The sequence below is a fragment of the Deinococcus deserti VCD115 genome (assembly GCF_000020685.1).
Classification (GTDB): Bacteria; Deinococcota; Deinococci; order Deinococcales; family Deinococcaceae; genus Deinococcus; species Deinococcus deserti.
The window spans coordinates 271,241-288,455 of record NC_012528.1 but is presented as its reverse complement, the minus strand read 5'-3'; the positions used below and the strand labels follow the sequence as shown (position 1 = coordinate 288,455).

The 17,215-nt window shown below is 58.3% G+C and carries 15 protein-coding genes; 13 read left to right on the top strand and 2 right to left on the bottom strand.

The features are described 5' to 3' along the window. The first annotated feature begins 105 nt into the window (after positions 1-105). From DEIDE_RS17340 to DEIDE_RS17320, 5 genes are all read left to right on the top strand, one after another. Positions 106-1,131 (top strand): LacI family DNA-binding transcriptional regulator, encoded by a 1,026-nt coding sequence (locus DEIDE_RS17340; RefSeq protein WP_012695036.1) that lies wholly within the window; start codon positions 106-108, stop codon positions 1,129-1,131. A gap of 345 nt (positions 1,132-1,476) precedes the next feature. After that, the gene (locus DEIDE_RS17335; protein ID WP_012695035.1) at positions 1,477-2,364 is read left to right on the top strand and encodes a glycoside hydrolase family 16 protein; all 888 of its coding nucleotides are present in this window, start codon (positions 1,477-1,479) and stop codon (positions 2,362-2,364) included. A gap of 551 nt (positions 2,365-2,915) precedes the next feature. Then, positions 2,916-3,842 carry a DMT family transporter gene (locus DEIDE_RS17330; RefSeq protein WP_162485752.1) on the top strand — a complete coding sequence of 309 codons (927 nt, stop codon included), beginning with the start codon at positions 2,916-2,918 and terminating at the stop codon, positions 3,840-3,842. A gap of 292 nt (positions 3,843-4,134) precedes the next feature. Then, positions 4,135-4,974 carry a coiled-coil domain-containing protein gene (locus tag DEIDE_RS17325; protein ID WP_012695033.1) on the top strand — a complete coding sequence of 280 codons (840 nt, stop codon included), beginning with the start codon at positions 4,135-4,137 and terminating at the stop codon, positions 4,972-4,974. Between the two features lie 36 nt (positions 4,975-5,010). Next, positions 5,011-5,424 (top strand): response regulator, encoded by a 414-nt coding sequence (locus tag DEIDE_RS17320; RefSeq protein ID WP_012695032.1) that lies wholly within the window; start codon positions 5,011-5,013, stop codon positions 5,422-5,424. Between the two features lie 1,020 nt (positions 5,425-6,444). Here DEIDE_RS17320 and DEIDE_RS19940 read toward each other — a convergent pair. After that, positions 6,445-6,603 carry a hypothetical protein gene (locus tag DEIDE_RS19940; RefSeq protein WP_415543109.1) on the bottom strand — a complete coding sequence of 53 codons (159 nt, stop codon included), beginning with the start codon at positions 6,601-6,603 and terminating at the stop codon, positions 6,445-6,447. A gap of 709 nt (positions 6,604-7,312) precedes the next feature. On the opposite strand from DEIDE_RS19940, the gene DEIDE_RS17315 reads away from it, so the two are divergent. The 3 genes from DEIDE_RS17315 (at position 7,313) to DEIDE_RS17305 (ending at position 10,107) form a co-directional block, all read left to right on the top strand. Beyond that, complete coding sequence (locus DEIDE_RS17315) at positions 7,313-7,891, top strand: hypothetical protein (protein ID WP_162485751.1); 579 nt, start codon at positions 7,313-7,315, stop codon at positions 7,889-7,891. 37 nt (positions 7,892-7,928) lie between these two features. Continuing rightward, complete coding sequence (locus tag DEIDE_RS17310; protein ID WP_162485750.1) at positions 7,929-8,663, top strand: metal-dependent transcriptional regulator; 735 nt, start codon at positions 7,929-7,931, stop codon at positions 8,661-8,663. Positions 8,664-9,060: 397 nt separating this feature from the next. Then, positions 9,061-10,107, top strand: a complete 1,047-nt coding sequence (locus DEIDE_RS17305; protein WP_041228085.1) for a chemotaxis protein CheB — start codon at positions 9,061-9,063, stop codon at positions 10,105-10,107. Between the two features lie 331 nt (positions 10,108-10,438). On the opposite strand, the gene DEIDE_RS17300 is transcribed toward DEIDE_RS17305, so the two are convergent. Beyond that, on the bottom strand, positions 10,439-11,347 hold the full coding sequence (locus tag DEIDE_RS17300; protein ID WP_041228083.1) for a DMT family transporter: 909 nt from the start codon (positions 11,345-11,347) through the stop codon (positions 10,439-10,441). A gap of 112 nt (positions 11,348-11,459) precedes the next feature. Here DEIDE_RS17300 and DEIDE_RS17295 point away from each other — a divergent pair, with 112 nt between their 5' ends. The 5 genes from DEIDE_RS17295 (at position 11,460) to DEIDE_RS17275 (ending at position 17,141) form a co-directional block, all read left to right on the top strand. Next, positions 11,460-12,212, top strand: a complete 753-nt coding sequence (locus tag DEIDE_RS17295; RefSeq protein WP_041228082.1) for a helix-turn-helix domain-containing protein — start codon at positions 11,460-11,462, stop codon at positions 12,210-12,212. A 219-nt stretch (positions 12,213-12,431) separates the two neighbouring features. Further along, the gene (locus tag DEIDE_RS17290; RefSeq protein WP_041228081.1) at positions 12,432-13,406 is read left to right on the top strand and encodes a hypothetical protein; all 975 of its coding nucleotides are present in this window, start codon (positions 12,432-12,434) and stop codon (positions 13,404-13,406) included. Positions 13,407-13,861: 455 nt separating this feature from the next. Continuing rightward, a complete protein-coding gene (locus DEIDE_RS17285; protein ID WP_162485749.1) occupies positions 13,862-15,148 on the top strand; it encodes a DUF945 family protein in 1,287 nt (428 codons plus the stop codon). Positions 15,149-15,512: 364 nt separating this feature from the next. Further along, on the top strand, positions 15,513-15,761 hold the full coding sequence (locus DEIDE_RS17280) for a hypothetical protein (protein WP_041228079.1): 249 nt from the start codon (positions 15,513-15,515) through the stop codon (positions 15,759-15,761). A 276-nt stretch (positions 15,762-16,037) separates the two neighbouring features. After that, positions 16,038-17,141 (top strand): BMP family lipoprotein, encoded by a 1,104-nt coding sequence (locus DEIDE_RS17275; protein ID WP_012695022.1) that lies wholly within the window; start codon positions 16,038-16,040, stop codon positions 17,139-17,141. Positions 17,142-17,215 lie beyond the last annotated feature (74 nt).

Below are 17,215 nucleotides of genomic sequence, written 5' to 3'. Positions count from 1 at the left end.
CTGACGCTGATGTCTACCTGTCACCAAATTTGACTCAGTGCAGTGATGAACTCGTGGCCATCAATTCGCACATCTTGCGACCCTGTTTGCGCCTAAAATGGCCCCGTGGCCACCATCCAAGACGTCGCTCGCCTCGCTGGCGTCTCTCCTACCACCGCCAAACGAGCCCTGCGGGAACCCGACAAACTTACGCCGGACACCCTGGCCCGGGTTCAAGCCGCCGTCCAGACACTGGCATACGAGCCGGATCAACGTGCTGGCAGTCTTCGGGGAGGTCAGAGCCGAACCATCGGCCTGACCGTGGCCAGCATCGTGGAACCTTTCTTTGCTGAATTCGCGCGGACCGTCAGCCGGACCCTGGGCGAGGCCGGGTACACGATTATCATCAGCGAAATCGAATACACCGCCGCCCGTGAAGTCAAAGAACTTCAGCGGCTGTACGGGCAGCGTGTTGCCGGCATCCTGCTCCGACCCGGCTACGGGCCAGAAAGCCGCGCTTACATCCACCGCCTCGTATCCAAAGGCGTTCACATCCTGGAATACGACTATGTCCCCCCAGGCAGCCCGTATCCCCACGTCAACGTCGATCACGTGGGCGCCATAAGGCAGGCTGTGCAGTACCTGCACTCGCTTGGGCACCGGCACATCGCCGCTCTTGGCACCTACCACCCTCTGATTCATCCCGAGACTCGCAGTCAGTCTTTTCCTGCAATCATGGCCGAACTGGGCCTGACGGTCCTCCCGGAATATCAGCGCGTCACCCTCCTCACCGAGGAGACGGCCTTTCGCCTCACCCACGAACTGATGGCCCTGCCCACCCCACCCACCGCCATCATCGCCCTGGCCGGCACTCAGGGTATCGGCGCCTTCCGCGCCATCCGGGAGCGCGGCTGGAAGATTCCGGACGACATCAGCCTGGTGACGTTTGACAACTACTCCTGGACGTCCCTGGTCACCCCTCCGGTCACAGTTATCGAGCAGCCGGTTCACGATATGGCTGTCACAGCTGCCCGGAACATGATCGCCCTTCTGGAAGGCCACACCGTGACCAGCCAGGTGTTCCCCGCCAACCTGATACCCCGGCAGAGCTGCGCTCCTCCGCGCAGCGCGATCTCCAGCAAAGTCGGGTAGGCAGACGCAGGTGGAGGGGTAGACCCAGTTCCTGAGAACCAGATAGAAGTTTGCGCCATTCCCTCAACGACGCACTGGCTGGCCGAGGTGTGACGCGCCTCATCTTTTACGTGCGCGGCCAAAAGCAGGCGAGCAGGCTGAGTCGCGAGCGGCGCTGGAAAAAGGTCATTGCAGCGCACTTCAGCAGTGGACAAAGCCCTGAGCCAACAAAGTAGCGGGCTTCCCACCACGCCCTGATTCGAGCCCAGCACCTTGTCCTGCCAGCGGGTGCACGCCGAGCCGTAACTCGCTGTCGTCTTCTATTGCTACAAGCGACGAGGCGAGCTCCGGATTACTCTTCATGCTATGAACCTTGAGCCTGAGTCGCCCCACAGTGATCGCATCCTGGAAGATGACAGTCGTGCCCTGCCAGCGTTCCGCTCACCGGATCAGGGACCGTTCGCCCCGCAAGAGAGATCCAGCTATCAACTCGAATTTCAGGAAGAGTTCGAGGGCGCAACACTCAGTGAACATCGTTGGCTTCCCTTTTATCTCCCGCACTGGAGTGCGCGGGAGAAATCTTCTGCCCGCTATACCCTTCCAGGAAAAGGGCTCCACCTTCATATCGAGCGGGATCAGGAGCCGTGGCTGCCTGACATTGACGGAGCGCTGCGCGTGTCCTGCCTGCAGACAGGGAGTTTCTCAGGGCCGGTGGGAAGCTGCATCGGGCAGCACCGGTTTCACCCGGACCTCCGCGTCCGTGAAGAGCAGCCGACCCTGCAGTTGTACGCGCCACTCTATGGGTATTTTGAGACGAGATTTCAGGCAGTTCCGATTCCAGGTTACATGGTGGCTCTCTGGATGATCGGCGTGGAGACGCAGCCGCATGAATCCGGCGAAATCTGTATCTGTGAAGTCTTTGGTCAGGACATGACGGCTGAGACAGCACAAGTCCGGTATGGTGTGCATCCGTTCGGAGACACGTCCCTGTACGATGAGTTCTACACGGAGACCTTCCAGATGGACGCCTCGCAGTTTCACACCTATGCGGTGGACTGGAAACCGGATAGTCTGACGTTTTTCGTGGATGGCGTAGCAGTGAGGACCATCCATCAGTCACCGAGCTACCCGATGCAGTTCATGCTGACGTTGTATGAGCTGCCGCATCAGCTTACCGAAGCCTCGGTGGATGCGCCGTGGCCCCGCACAGCGCACATCGACTACGTCCGGGGGTACCGCCGCCGGGGCCAGTGAAGGAAGGGCGCGCAGCGGTTATCCAGACCCGCTGGGAGCAGGTAAAGGCCGGGCAAGCTGATGTCCGCGACAAGGCTCAGGATCACAGGCAGCCTGGGGCACACCTCACGCACTGCCTGGTCCTGCTGGCATCGCATCAAACCCGGGTAGGGTCAATTCTGCGGTCCGCTTGCCCTGAGAACTCTCCCGCTCAGCGCACTGGTGATCAAGCACAGGCCTGGCGCACAGCAGACACCGTGCGCTGGTGCAACACTGGGGGCACTTATGTCAGAAGCTGTCCAATCCTCACGTCTCGGTACCGACCGCCATGACTCCGACAATCCTGGAGGCTGGGCGTGCCTCAGTACGATAAGAACCTTCCCCGAAGAAGTGTCCGTCGGCAAAAGCCAGACCATAAAAGACAGGATGGACCTCACCGCACTGTTCGAAAATCTCAGCAGCCACCTCACGTATGGAGAGGGCACGGCTCAAAGGCTGGCACCGGTGGTCCTTTCCTCCCAGTTCAGAGGCGGCCCGTCCGTCCCTCCCCACGCTAAAGTCGACCAGTCCGCGTGAGCACGGTCCCGGTCAGGTCGGCCGCCTCCCGAGAGCGTTCTGTGGGGTATGCCTGCGCGCTCATTACCGTGGTGATCTGGTCGGGGTTCATCCTGGTATCGCGCCTGGGCGCGCAGGGCACCCTGTCGGCCTTTGACGTGGCCGCCCTGCGGTTCGGCGTGTCCGGCCTGGTCATGCTGCCGTACCTGCTGCGGCATGGCACCGGTGGATTGACCCTGCTCCAGGTCGCCGCTCTCGGAGTGACTGCGGGGTTGGGGTACGCCCTGCTCGCGTACTCGGGGTTTCATTTTGCGCCCGCAGCGCACGCGGCAGTGTTTATGCCAGGTATGCTTCCATTCTTCACTGCTGCGCTGGCGTGGTGGTTGCTCGGAGAGCGCTGGACACGCGGCCGCCTGCTGGGTCTGGCCGTTGTGGCGGCAGGCGTTGCGCTGCTTGTGGCGGACGAACTCGGACGCGGCGGCACCACCTGGCGGGGCGACCTGTTGTTTTTAAGTGCGTCGGTCTCGTGGGCTGTTTTCGGAGTACTTGCGCGTCGGTGGCGGGTGCAACCCCTTCAGGCGACGGCGGTGATTGGGGTGTTCTGCCTGGTGACGTACTGGCCGCCGTACCTGCTGTCCGGGCACTCGAATCTGCTTGAAGCCCCTCTCGCAGAGGTCGTCATACAGGGGGTGTATCAGGGCCTGCTTGCGGTCGTGGTCGCGCTGATCACCTACACCCGCGCGCTTCAGATCCTGGGCCCCAACCTCACCACGACGATCACGTCTCTTACGCCCGCTCTCGCGGCGCTTTCGGCTGTGCCCCTGCTCGGGGAAGAATTGTCTGCGCTCGCCGTGCTGGGCGTAATGATTGTCACCCTGGGCGTGCTCGTGAGCGTCATTCGTCCAAGATCAACGCCGACGGCTCAGGTATCAGATGAAGATTGAAATCAGAAGGCAGTCTTCGGTGACATGGTGCCGAATGCTGCCTCCAAAGCTACGCTCTCCGGCCATCTGCTACCCACAAGAACCAGCCGGATTTTGAACCAATAAAGATCATTTAGCGGGAGTGTTGACCACAACTACACGTCATCCAAGGGGAGGCAGGTCGTCACCAGTTACTTCCTTTTTTACGCCTGCACTTTGGGAGCCCCGCTGAACGACAGGCTGGCCGGTTCCCTCGACCGGACGGCGCCACGGGGCCTCCCCTTCTGCAATGAAGGAGCCTCTACACTGCGTTATGACTAACCCCCGCGATGACCACAGAGCCGCAGAGCTCCTGGACGTGACTGAGAACGCCTCTTTTAACTCCGCCCGTCGACATGTGGGCGCAGCAGGCTTTGTGCAGCGGGACGTGCTCGAGCAGATCATCAGCGCAGGCAAGGAGCAGATCGGTGTCACCAGGTCCCTGCGGCAGGTCATTGACGTGACCCAAGCGCAGTTGCGCGACCTTGCTGGGGGAGGAAGCTCTCCTGAAGCGCAGCTGCACATTGCGACCCTCCAGGGCATCATTGCTTCCAGTCAGGAGCAGAAGAAGACCGCCACTGACCTGCGGGAAGCCATTCAACGTACCCTCGAAAACGTACGGGGGACCCCTCTGGAGGATGTCAGCGGCACCCTGCTGCATACCCTGAGTGCTGTGGTACAGCGGCAGATGGAGCAGCTCCAGGATCTCATTACCACCGCGCTTCAGGAAGCAGATACGGCCGGCCAGGTGGCCCAGCTCCAGCAGGTCAGCACAGAAGCCCACGCCCGGCAGATACAGACAGAGCATGAACAGGCGGAACGTGATCTGGCACAACTCGAAGTTCTGGGCAGCGAAGCGCTGGACCGCGTGCGGGAACTGGAAGAAAGCGGCCGGACGCATGCCGTTCAGCGTGCCGATCTCGAGCAGAAGGCTGATTCCACCCGGTCGCTGATTTCGGCCCTGGAGCGCGAGGAAGGCGAGAACCTGGCGCAGTTGACTCGTCTGGAGCAGGAGCGAGTGGTGTCAGCGGAGGTTCAGCATGCTCTTGAAGTTCAGGTTGTGGAGAGCAAGGCGCGGTTAGAGACCACCCCATTGCATGAATCCCAGGAGTAGACGCGCAACTGTTATCGGCGCTTTATCCTCAAGTGCATGCCCGCTCCCTACCATTACCTGCTGGTGGACGATGATCCCACTGACCGCCTGCTGGCTGAAGAAGCCTTCAATCACCTCAGTTCCTCATGTACCCTCAGCTGCGCCGCAAGTGGCGAGGATGCACTCCGGCAGTTGAGGAATGGGGAAGTTCGTCCGGACGTCATTCTGCTGGACATCAATATGCCTGGCCTCACGGGGTTCCAGGTTCTGGAGCAGCTGAAACAGGAGCCGTCCTTGCGCACTATTCCGGTTGTGATGCTGTCCACCTCCAAGGCAAACGCGGATATCACGCAGGCCTATAACCTGAACGCGAGCTCCTACCTCGTAAAATCAAGTGGGTTCGACGCTTTCGTGCAGCAGGCGGAAGCCTTTCTGAGCTACTGGCAGGCCAACCGCGTGCCCATGCCCTGAGCGACCAGAGGGGACAGGCGGTAATTCATGTGGCGCGGTTTGATAGGCCCATCAGGATTCAGTCGGATACTCTCGTTGCAACTGGTGGATCAATTCAAGCACCTGTTCGCGGTCGATGGTGATGCTTTGTGCAGGTGCGCCATACGGCTGAATCGTCACATAGAGGCCCCCGGTCGTCGGACATACACAGAGCCGGCCATGGTCTGCGTGGTAAACGGTCGTGGGCACGCAAGGCTCGGTGGGAGACGAGAGCAGGGTCATTGTCCGGTCAGCGTAAGGCGTCGGTGCGGACTCATAGGAGAGAGCTGTCCCAAGGCCCTCTTCATGAGCTGGGGGACGTCGTTCAGCAGTGCTTAATCAGGTGTAGGACCGACCAATGGTCGTACTCTCGGGACGACGTTTCCCTGGCAGTCCGGCTGGACAATCCACCGCACCTCCGTCACTTGGCGTCCTACGACGGGGAGATCCCACCGTCCCACATGGAAGAGCCGCTGCTGTAAAAATTCTCCTGTTCGGAAGTACCTGCAGTCTTCCTGCTGGAGGTGTTCGAGTAACATCGGTCTGACTTGCCAGATGTGCCCAGACGGACCCGTGCAAGACCCCGTACCCCTGAACCATGGTGTCTTTCCCCCAGCACGTTGCTGGCCGGCAGGACGGGCCCGCGGATCTCGAAGCCCGCGTATACTTCAACCCGTTCAGTACACCTCGCGTTTCCTTGGGCGGCAGGCCGAATGACAGAAGAGGAGTTGCTGGCTTCACGCCCAGCCGGGTCAGGAACGACAGGGCCACGTCGAACGCCCAATCCCGTTCTGCTGAGAGTCCTCCCAAGTCGTCGCGTAGTGGACGCATGCCCGGGGGTGGGACGGCGGTACCTCAGCTGTAACCTCGTACGGCTGCCCCGGCCAGGGATAGGCCCGTCTACGGTGCAGCCACTCCAGGCCATGCTGACGTCTCCTGAATCCTGCTCTAGTTGCCAGTTCTTCCTGTCGTACACCCCGCTCTGGTGCTCAAGCGTGGGATTCAGCATGGAGTGCTGCAATATGGCGAGCGGGACCCGCATAATGTGTGCTTCGCCAGAACATGCATCTGCTTACGCTGCGTCTCGGTGTACGACCGGGAGCCGGGTTGTTGACTTACAACGGCCAGCTTGAGGATGTTTTCCTCTTTGTAGTACTGCAGGATCTTGACCGTAAGTCTGGTGAGTTTCGCAAACCGGCCGATGCTTCACGCCGTCGGCTTATGTGTCTCGCGCGCCATGCTGCTCGCGTGATTTGCGAGCAGCATGTGTCGTTACATCGGCGGCAATGCCGGAACAAGCACTCAGGAAGTGTACTTAGGAAGCAAGCACATGTCTCAACGAGGTCAAGAAATTTCATTTCAGGTGGACGGGAAGTTAGGGGAATACAAGCACTGCACAGTGGGTTGATCCGTGACGCACTGAAGTTCAAGGTGAAAGCGTCCTTGATTGACATCCGTTATCCCTCCTGCTGCCCACCCCAGACCTTCCATCAGCAGAAGAGCCAGAAAGGGAAATTCGCTTCCCTCGAATCGAGTGTGTTCACCTGCTCACGACCTGCCCCGTGCTGGAGAGGCGGGTTAAGTGCAGACCCGTTCTCCAGCACGGGGCAGTGCCTGGCTGTCCAGCAGCACGTTTGTTTAAGTGCCTCTGGCTTTGCTCAGGGGGAAAAGCCCGCCGGCCTGCTACGTGGAGGCCGGCCAACCTAAAGTTCTGATGAACGCAACGACTTGATATTTTTGGGCACCCTAACTATTTTATTTGCAGTTATTAACTGTCGGCTTTTGAAATCTTTAAATCATTCTTCTGTGGCTCCATCTGCCAGCCGTACCTGGCAGATGTATGGAGCGCACACCCCATCTGGAGAACACCATGACCCCAGGAACGTTTCATCACCACACCCTCAACCCAAGAGTCAATTTTGAGACAGTCGTCAACACTGCCTCCCTTCTGTTTTTTGTTGTTCTGCGCTGTGCATATGGGTTGGCATGGATCATGGCGGGCGTGACTAAGGAAACGGAGAAGCACTGGTGGAGTGAGCCGGGACTTTTTCTGCGTCAGTACCTTTTAGAAGCCCTCGACAAGCCAAACGTTGTTGAACCTTATAAGCACTTCCTGAGAATCGTGGTCATGGAAAATCTCCTGATTTTTAATTATACGATTCCGGTGGTGCAAGTCATTGCAGGCGCTTTGATTATGATTGGCTTGTTTACTCTACCAATGTTGTTTGTCTGCCTGTTTATGCATATTAATTTTGTTCTCTCTGGTAACATGAATGAAATCAGTCTATTTCTGTATACTGCTGTCTTTGTGCTTTTTATCGGGTGGAGCAAGACCATCAGCATGAGTGTGGATGCCCGCCTCAAGAGCACTCGCTTGCGGCGTCAGGGCACACAGTTGGCTCCTGCTGGCGTCGCCGACAGTGAAATTGCCGTCAATATGCGGGCATAGGGAGAGGAGAGCAGGACCCCGGTCCTGCCTCTCTTTGATGCATCGTAAAGCGCTGGTACTGAGCTACCATAGGGAAGTGCGCGAGAGACTTACCCCGCAGTCGGAAGATTGCCTGAAAGCTATTTATCTTCTTTCTCGGGAGGGGAAAGCGGGCACACAGGATATTGCCCAGTCGCTTGGGATCACTTCAGCCTCCGTAACGGGAATGCTCAAACGTCTGGCCGAGCTCCAACTGGTGAGTTATCAGGCGTATAAAGGCGTCCAGCTGACAGCTGCTGGGGAATCGGTCGCACTGGAAATTCTACGCCATCACCGGATAATCGAAGCATATTTACATCATTCGCTCGGCGTTCCCCTCGAAGAGCTGCATCAGGAAGCAGACCGTCTGGAGCATCATATTTCAGAATCCCTCGAGGCGCGTCTGTTCGCTGCGCTGGGTGCACCCACACACGACCCACATGGTGATCCCATTCCTTCGCTGACAGGAGTCATGCCGCGTGAAGCCAGACGTTCACTGATGGACGTCCGGGCAGGTGAAACCGTACGTGTCGGACGGCTGGCTCAAAATGACCCCTCACGTCTGGCGGCCCTGGCCAGCTTGGGAGTGGTACCGGGAACCGACCTGGAAGTGCTGGAAGTCGATTCCCTTGGTGTAATCCGCGTTCAGCTCCCTGACAGTGACTCCTTCGCCCTGGGGACAACTGTGGCTGAAGGCATCTGGGTGGAGGATGAAGTCGCCTCAGCCCTCAAGGAAACACCAGCTACGTTGTAAAGCTTGTGTTTCATGACGCCCATTGTGCTCGTCACCGCAGGCCTCCAGTCAGTTGTCACTTGCTATAGACACAGGCCATGCGAAATGCCTGTGAGGACATGCAGGGAATAGAAGAAGGGTTGCATCTATGCAACTTCGTGTGAACCGACCAGCTCATACCGTTATCGGGTAAGCCGCTCCAGATCGTCCTGGTCGCCTTTTTTGTATCAGCCCAGTTTCAAGCTCAAGCAGAGTGCTGCTGCCTCACCTGCTCATGCGTATAGCACTGACGGCTGCACAACAAAGCCGGTGCAGCTATTTTCAGACCCGGTCTGGCACCAGCACCAGGCCTTCCGTTGCTGTAGTTGGCTTCAGGAACACACCATCCCTCTCATCGCAAAGCCACACACAGTGAGAAATGCTGCCGTATTGGTTGGTTGTCATTGGCGCTTCGGCGGGAGGAACCAAACCCCTCATGGACCTGGTGGCCAATCTCCCTGCCGATTTTCCAGCAGCTGTCTGCCTCACCACTCACATCCCGCCCTACACCCCCAGCCATCTCCCTGAGATTCTCGGCCGATCCGGGCTCCTTCCTGTAGTTCATGCTCAGGACGGCGAACCCATCCAGCCGGGCCGGATTTACTGCGCCGTTCCTGACCACCACCTGCTGCTTCAGGACGAGTGCCTGGGAGTCAAGAAGGGCCCGAAGGAGAACCGGGTGCGCCCAGCAGTAGACACGCTGTTTCGCTCAGCTGCCTATAGTGCGGGACCCGGTGTCATTGGGGTCGTTCTCAGCGGCATGCTTGATGACGGGACCTCAGGACTGTGGACCATCAAGCAGTTCGGCGGTATCGCTATCGTACAGGACCCCGAGGATGCAGAACATAGTTCGATGCCAGCCAGTGCACTGAACCAGGTCGAGGTCGATCACACCGTGCGAGGTCAGGACCTGGGCGACCTGCTGGTACAGCTTGTCGCTGAACCTCTTCCATATGCTGCAGGGGTGGACATCGATCCGGCCACCCAGCACCGGGTCAAAACAGAAGTAAAAATCGCGTTGAGTGATCATGCGTTCCGGAAGGGCGTGATGGAGTTCGGGAAAGTGACGCCACAGACCTGTCCGGAGTGCGGCGGTGTGCTGGTGCAGATCAAGGAAGGGGGCTTTACGCGCTACCGTTGTCACACCGGTCATGCCTACACGGGAGACACACTGCTGGTGGGTGTGACTGAGCACGTTGAGGAAACCCTCTGGCGGACGATGCGCACCATGGAAGAGGCGGTCATGCTGCTGGAAAACACAGGTCGCGAGTTCGCCCAGGCGGGTGATCAGCGGCTGGCCGAAGCGTATAAGCGGAAAGCCAGGGACCTGGAGGAACGGAGCGTTCTTATTTTCAGGGACGTAACGGAGAATGAACGGCTGAGTGTGGACACTCTGAAAAATGAAGTTCAACACCGGAACCCGTGATCAATCTGAGTCTTTGCTGAGGGCAAAACGTTGCGGACTGGCGTTTCCTGGTGAAAAACCTTGTTCCAGACGATCAAAAAACATTTTCCTCCTGAGAGCTTCAGAAAGGCGGTTCCAACTGATCCCAGGAGGCAAACCCTTGGCGACTGATTCACACGTTTTTTAGCACTAATCTCTGTTAGTACGAAACGACCTGGGAACAACCTGCTACATGCCCTCCTCAAGTGCGGCACCTCTGTGTGGCCGACCCTCCTGTACCTCACGCCCAGTTGCCCACGGTAGTGACGCGGAATGTCGCGTCACTACCGGGAATGCAGTTGCACACCTGTGGTCACTGAGCGGGAGCTGCCCGGTCGGACCGCTGCGCGAATGCAGCCCCGACCAGGATCAGCAGACCGCCCAGTACCTGTGACACTGCGAGCACCTCGCCAAGCAGCAACGTCGCAAATGCAACGGCCCACAGCGGATCTGTACTCGCCAGCAAACTGACCCGCGCTGCCCCTATGCGGCGCACGGCACCCGCCAGCGCCGGCAACGCGACCAGCGTGGGAATCAGGATCATCGCGAGAATGACCCCCCAGTGCTCCAGCATGACCGGTACGGCCAGTTGTCCTGTCACGCCGCCCATCAGCATGAACGTTGCAGTGCACACCAGGGTCACGTGCGCGGTCAGGGTGAGCGGGGGCACGTCACGCGCTACGCGGCCACTCGCAAACAGATAAGCGCCGTACAGCGCGCCGGAGAGCCCTCCGAACAGCAGTCCCAGCACGTCACCGTCTGCCGCACCCGGCATGCCGATCACGACTGTGAGGCCCAGCAGCGTGCAGGCCAAGGCCCCGAGCTGCCACCGTGTGGGCCGGACGCGTGCCATGACCCCGTACAGAATCACGAAGGCCGGCGCCACATACACCAGCAGCGCGGATGTGCTCGCAGTGATACGCGTCAGTGCCATGAAGTACGCGACGGTGGTGCCGGCATAGAGAACGCCCAGGAGCAGCAGGGTGACACGCTCACGCCTGGAGACCTTGAACGAGCCGAGGGCAAGGAGCAGCAGCGTCGTGAGCCCGAACCGCCAGGTGAGCAGCGTGGGTGTGCTGAGCGAAAGGCCCATTGCCAGTTTGCCCCACACTCCCAGCGTCCCTGATGCGGCGGCGGACACCAGTGCCAGTCCGATCCCGGACACCTCCTCGCGGTGATTCGTGCTGACCGGAGAGATTGGGACGGAGTGGGCCTGAGTCATACCTGCAGCGTAGTGCCCTCCACCTGGCGGTGTCTTGCGTGAAAGCCCTCCACCGCCTGCGGATTTTGGCACAACGGTTGGCCTTTTTTCCAGCTCTGTGCAACAGTCGGGTATGAATGATCCTCGGCGCTGGTTGCAGCCGGCTCCAGACGGCAGCTGGCCGATAGAGGTGCTTCTGGATGAGGTGCCTGATCTGATCTTTTACGTGAAGGACGTGCAGGGGCGGTACGTCAGCGTGAATGAAACGCTGCGAAGACGTTGCGGCGCACAGCACAAGCGCGATGTGCTCGGGCGGACTGCTGCGGAGGTATTTACCGGTGAGCCGGGCCACCGGTTTAACGAACAGGACGACTATGCGATGCGTCATCGCCGCGAGTTGCGGGACGTGCTGGAAATGTACGTCGGACCGCAGGGGGAAGCCCTGTGGTGTCTGACACATAAGTTGCCGGTGGTAAACGACGATGGTGTGGTCGTGGGCCTCGCGGGGGTCTCGCGGGATGTACCGCCGCTCAGTGAACGTCACGCGGACTTTGCACGGGTCGCGCAGGCACTGGCGTTTATGCATGCCCATTTTGCGCGGCCTCTGCGAACGTCAGCACTTGCGGCGCAGGTCGGGTTGTCTGAGGACAGTTTTGAACGGCTGATGCGGAGGGTCTGCCACATGACCCCCAAGCAGTTTCTGCTGCGGGTGCGTTTTGACGCCGCCCTTCGCCTGCTGCGCGAGAGCCGCCGCTCGGTCGCCGATATTGCTCACGAATGCGGTTACAGCGACCACAGCGCCTTCAGCCGGAAGTTCCGGGCTATGACGGGCTTCACACCTCAGGAATACCGTCACCGCCTCCAGCACGCTGGCCGGGATGATTAGCTGGGGAACCATGGACCTGACAAGTGAACGGGGCGTGGAGTACCTCTCTACCTTATTACTGATCTGTGCGTTTATTCGTAGCATTGGCAGCCCAGAGGCATCCTGTATGGCGATATTTCTGCCATCAGTCACACGACCTGTGCTCGGACGAGTAGCGGCTACCCCTGCCATGGCTTAGCGTCTGCTCAATGTCGCATTTCATCGCCCGCCCCAGGCGGCATGATGAGTCGCGTGCCGAGAAAGGAACTCTCTGAGGAGAAGCGTAATCCGGAAGCGCGTGACTGCCGCACTTCTTTGAAACTATCCCTGACATACTTCCTGGCTGTAACTCACGTACTGGTCTCACTCGCCTTGGCTGGCGGCGTTGGAGTCTTGACCCATAAGAGCCTGCCGCCGTTCACTCAACGTTGGGAGCTGTACGGAGGCGTCAGCTCCTATCAGCTGTACCTGGAGCGCGGAACAGTGGATGGACGTTTCCGTTGGTGCATCACCGAGCAGACGCGTTTTCACTGTGTGCCGTACGAGTCCACCTTTCTTGGGTTCACTCCCCGCTTGCAATACCTGGCTGACGAGCGACTTGCCATCAACGGGTTGGTGAACGGCCAGTACCACACCATCATTTTGAACCGGGACTTGAGGGTGGTTGAGATCCGACCGCTTGGAACTGTCATCGGGAAGGCTACTTTCTCCTATAAGCGTGGGCAACGGGGAGTGACCCGCCATGAGAAAGGCAAGCGACACGAGGTCCTCATCAAAAGCCTGGATGGAATGCCCCACGACAACGTCATGGCGGTTCTTCCGTTCCGTGATGCGCCTGCAGTGATCACTGGGGGCGGTTGGGTTCATACAGCGAAACAGGCAGTTCGGCTGACAGATGAGGTCATCACTGATGTCGAGCCAGATCAGGATGGCTTCGTGATGGCCAGCCGAACCAAGCTGTTTCTTCACAGAGGTGCGCTCATGAGAAAAGCAGTGCGCTCTGTCTCGACTCCAGGCCTTCAAAGTTTCTGTGTCGCCCAGGACTATGTGGTTTACGCCACCCCAACGGCACTTATGGCTGTCCACAAGTCAAGCCTGACCGTGCAAAAGATTCGAGACGGTAAAGTACGTTCACTGGCGTGCAATCCAACGCTCAGCAGATTCGTCGCCAACTTTGTTCACGGAGCAGTGCAGTTTGACCTGAGTTCTCCTTAAAGCTTGATAAACACTCCGGGCATCTACTGCATCTCCCATTTCGTATGTCATCTGACCCCAAATAAGGGGAAGTTTGCCATCAGTCCACCCTTCGCCAAAGGTATTTATTACACGTTCTCCCCTTTCAGAGATTCAATCTTTGCCCTTGCTGAATCACTGGTTCGGCGGTCATATTCGCACCATTGAAGAGAGCAAGAAGAAGCGGCTTCACAGGATGGAGGATCAAAATCTGATGTCCCACACAGTCACGTTCATCTCTCGTGCATGCGCGCGAAACCTGGGCGGCGCCTCATAGAGGTGACCAGACACCACCACATATCCGACCTCGCCAGTCACCACAAGGCGCGCCAGGCTACCAGAGCCGGCTGCCAGCCAGCCGTGAGTGCTTGCTACACCAAGCCCCATCCCCAACATCGTTAGACGGCGCCATCCACGGCGCGTACGCTGACGAAGGAATGACGATGAAAAAGCCTGTAAAAATCGCCGCCATCAGTGCAGCCCTACTTCTTGGTAGCGCTGGGATTGCCGCGGTCGCCGGTCAGCAGACCCAGAAAGATATCCAGGCCCAGCTCAGCCGCACGCAAAAAGCCCTGAATGATTCCGGCATGGCCACGGTTGTCAGCGGTCCCTTCCAGGGCAATGCCTTCGGAGGCACGCAGACCACCACTATCACGGTGTTGCCTGAAAGCGAAGATCCTTTGGTCATCACGCTCAACAGCCGGGTTTATAGCGGACCCTTTCCGCAAGGCAAACGATTCGGTGCGGCCACTGTCATCACCAACGTTTTGTTTGAGCCTGACCTTCAGGCGCAACTCGATAAAGCGTTTGGTGGCAAGAAAATCGAATTGAACACGCTTGTCCAGTTCGGTGGTACCAGCACGACCACCTTTAAAGTGCCGGGAGGGACCCTTACCGATGAAGGCACCACGGTGGCGTGGCAGCCGGCCGGAGGGACCGTACGTGCTGCTGGCAACCAGGTTTTCACGGCCGGGGAGTGGCCCGGCGCGCAGGTCACGGGCGAGGAACTGAGGATGAACTTCGGCCGGGTTCAGTGGGACCTGAAGGCTGCCCAAGCGGCTGACAATCTCGGTGATGGTATGGGAAACATCACTCTGGCGGAACTCAAGGTCAGTGGTGCTGATGGTGCTGACTTCGCCTTGAAGGGGCTGAATGTCCGTACCGAAAGCAGAGGAAGCGCCACTACGTTCGACAGCATGGTCTCCTACGGTATCAAGGCCCTGACTGTTGGCGGAAAGGACATTGAGGACATCAAGCTCAACCTCACATTGAAGAACCTTGACCGTAGCGCCCTGGTCAAACTCAATGAGGCGACCCGCGGTGGCAAGACGCTGAGTGACCGCACTATCGACGGCATTGTCAGCGAAATGCTAGGAGCCAAGCCCGCTCTGGTTCTTGATCGGCTCTCCGTGGGAACTGGACAGGACGAAGTGCGCTTGAACGGGCTGATCGGCATGAAGGCGCCTGCGGGCACAGACTGGACGCGTGTGAGCGAAAATCCTGAACTGTTGATGGGCCTTCTGCACGTCAAAGTGCACGGCGAGGCGGAAAGGGCCGCCCTTATTGACCTGCTGAGTACGGTTGCGCCCAGCCCGGAAATGGCCCCTGAACTGATCAACATGGGCGAGAAGAGCGGCATGCTTATCAAAGAAGGAAGCCGGATCGTCACGGACGTCTCGCTCAGTGAGCATGGCCTGATGGTCAACGGTCAACCTCTTCAGTAACCCTCTGCCCGGAGTGCAGAGTGCAGCCCGCATGTCACCAGCGGGCTGCTTACGTGACTCGTGCCGTGCGCTCCCATGAGTGATATTCGATCATTGCCCTGATGGACGTACCTTCAGGGCATGGCCGCGTGATATTCCGACTACGTCGTCAGGTGGGTCACGCGTTCGTCAACGTTTGTCGTCAGGCGCTTTCTTTCTGGTAGGTCGGCCAGAGTTTGCGCCTGTCCACCACTTTCCATGGTGTGGTGATGAGGTGCAGCGACGCCATGTTAAGGCGGCTGATTATTGACGCCGTTCTATGGTGTTTCAGCTCCGATTTTCTTTGCTGGAGGTACACCAGTCTGAATCACTTTTTCATCGACTCATGACCAAGATGAAACTGGGGAGTCTCATCGGCCCCGACGTGAGCATCATGATTGTGCTGCTTTTGAGTATCGCTGCGCTATCCTTACCTGAGGTGACACTGTCAGCTGACGCGACACTTCTTTCCCCGGACTCTACGGCTGCGATTGGTGAGGACGGCAGCTTCTTTTGGGTCAAGCAGTCAAGTAAGGATCGTTTCAACCTGATGGAGGTAAGGGGCCTTTTTCCCTGGCTGCTCCTGCATCAATAACAGCGTCCAGGCGTATCTGCCCAGGCGAGTGATGGAAACGTAAGTTGCTGCTGCGTAGAGTGCAGGTCCGGATTGAACTGTTCGAACATGACGCCTTTAAACGCATTTCTACAGGTTCGTGATGGAAACAAGACAAACTTATAAATAATAAAGATCCACTGATAGAATGGCAGTGGTGCCTTTGTTGTTGAATGACCCAACACCCTGTCGAGGGTGATGGGTTGAACATATGACCAGTAAGTTAAATGTGACACTATTATTAATAAACTGAAATGTATGAAAAAAAGTATGATGCTTGTTTGCTTTATGGCACTTAGTCTTGCCGACGCACAAAGTCAAGTCACTGTCGGCCTTGTTCTTGACGCCGGCGGCAAAAACGATCGCAGTTTCAATCAGGCCGCATACGAAGGTGCACTTCGTGCCAAGCGCGACTTTGGCGTGGACATTGAAATCTTCGAGCCTGCCAAGAATGGCGACTTGAACCCAGGCATCAACAAGTTTAGCAAGGCAGGCAAAAACCTGATTATTGGCGTGGGTTTTGTTGCCAATGCTGGCATTACCGCTGCCGCCAAGGCCTACCCCAAGAGCAACTTTGCCGTGGTGGACGATCTGCCCGAGGGAGACAACACCACTGGACTGCGTTTCCGTGAGCAGGAAGGCAGCTTTCTGGTCGGCTACCTTGCCGCGCGCACCAGCAGCACCGGCGTGGTCGGATTTGTCGGAGGCATGAACGTTCCAGTCATCAAGAAATTCGAAGCAGGGTTCAAAGCCGGCGTGAAGTTCAGCTGCCCCGACTGCAAGGTGCTGGTTCAGTATGTGGGTGATACGCCCGCTGCCTGGAACAACCCCGCCAAGGCCAAAACCATCGCGGGCAGCATGAAAGCCCAGGGTGCCGACATTATCTTCGCCGCGGCCGGCGGCAGCGGTAAAGGCGTCATCGACTACGTCAACAAGACCCAGTGCCTCAAGCGCACCGACCTGCCCAAAGACCTGGCCTTCAAGCACAACCAGTACGCCGGCGTTGCCAAAAGCGCCGGGTACAAGGCTGCCTGCGCCGGCGACACCCGCCCAATGTTCTTTATCGGGGTAGACAGTAACCAGAACCACCTGGGAGACACCGATACCAAGAGTAAAACCCTGAACCATGGCCTGACCAGTATGGTCAAGCGTGTGGACAACGCGGTCTATGCCCAGATCCGTGACATGGTGCACGGCGAGCCCTGGCGCAAAGGCGACCGCAACTTCAGCCTGGAAAACGACGGCGTCGAATATGCCCTGGACAGCTACAACCGCGCTCTGGTGCCCGCTACTCTTCAGAAGCAGCTCCAGACCGTGCAACGCCTGATTCTCAACGGAACCATCAAGGTGCCCAAGGAATAATTCCCGCCTGATTTATTCCAGAACAGGGCGTTGCACCCGGTGGAGCCTCACGGCACGCCGGGTGCAACGCCCTC

Coding starts and splice junctions, on each gene's coding strand:
- DEIDE_RS17290 (WP_041228081.1), top strand. CDS start 12,432: ATGATGAGTCGCGTGCCGAGAAAGGAACTCTCTGAGGAGAAGCGTAAT.
- DEIDE_RS17275 (WP_012695022.1), top strand. CDS start 16,038: ATGAAAAAAAGTATGATGCTTGTTTGCTTTATGGCACTTAGTCTTGCC.
- DEIDE_RS17280 (WP_041228079.1), top strand. CDS start 15,513: ATGACCAAGATGAAACTGGGGAGTCTCATCGGCCCCGACGTGAGCATC.
- DEIDE_RS17335 (WP_012695035.1), top strand. CDS start 1,477: ATGAACCTTGAGCCTGAGTCGCCCCACAGTGATCGCATCCTGGAAGAT.
- DEIDE_RS17295 (WP_041228082.1), top strand. CDS start 11,460: ATGAATGATCCTCGGCGCTGGTTGCAGCCGGCTCCAGACGGCAGCTGG.
- DEIDE_RS17325 (WP_012695033.1), top strand. CDS start 4,135: ATGACTAACCCCCGCGATGACCACAGAGCCGCAGAGCTCCTGGACGTG.
- DEIDE_RS17300 (WP_041228083.1), bottom strand. CDS start 11,347: ATGACTCAGGCCCACTCCGTCCCAATCTCTCCGGTCAGCACGAATCAC.
- DEIDE_RS17310 (WP_162485750.1), top strand. CDS start 7,929: ATGCATCGTAAAGCGCTGGTACTGAGCTACCATAGGGAAGTGCGCGAG.
- DEIDE_RS17315 (WP_162485751.1), top strand. CDS start 7,313: ATGACCCCAGGAACGTTTCATCACCACACCCTCAACCCAAGAGTCAAT.
- DEIDE_RS17285 (WP_162485749.1), top strand. CDS start 13,862: ATGACGATGAAAAAGCCTGTAAAAATCGCCGCCATCAGTGCAGCCCTA.
- DEIDE_RS17320 (WP_012695032.1), top strand. CDS start 5,011: ATGCCCGCTCCCTACCATTACCTGCTGGTGGACGATGATCCCACTGAC.
- DEIDE_RS17305 (WP_041228085.1), top strand. CDS start 9,061: ATGCTGCCGTATTGGTTGGTTGTCATTGGCGCTTCGGCGGGAGGAACC.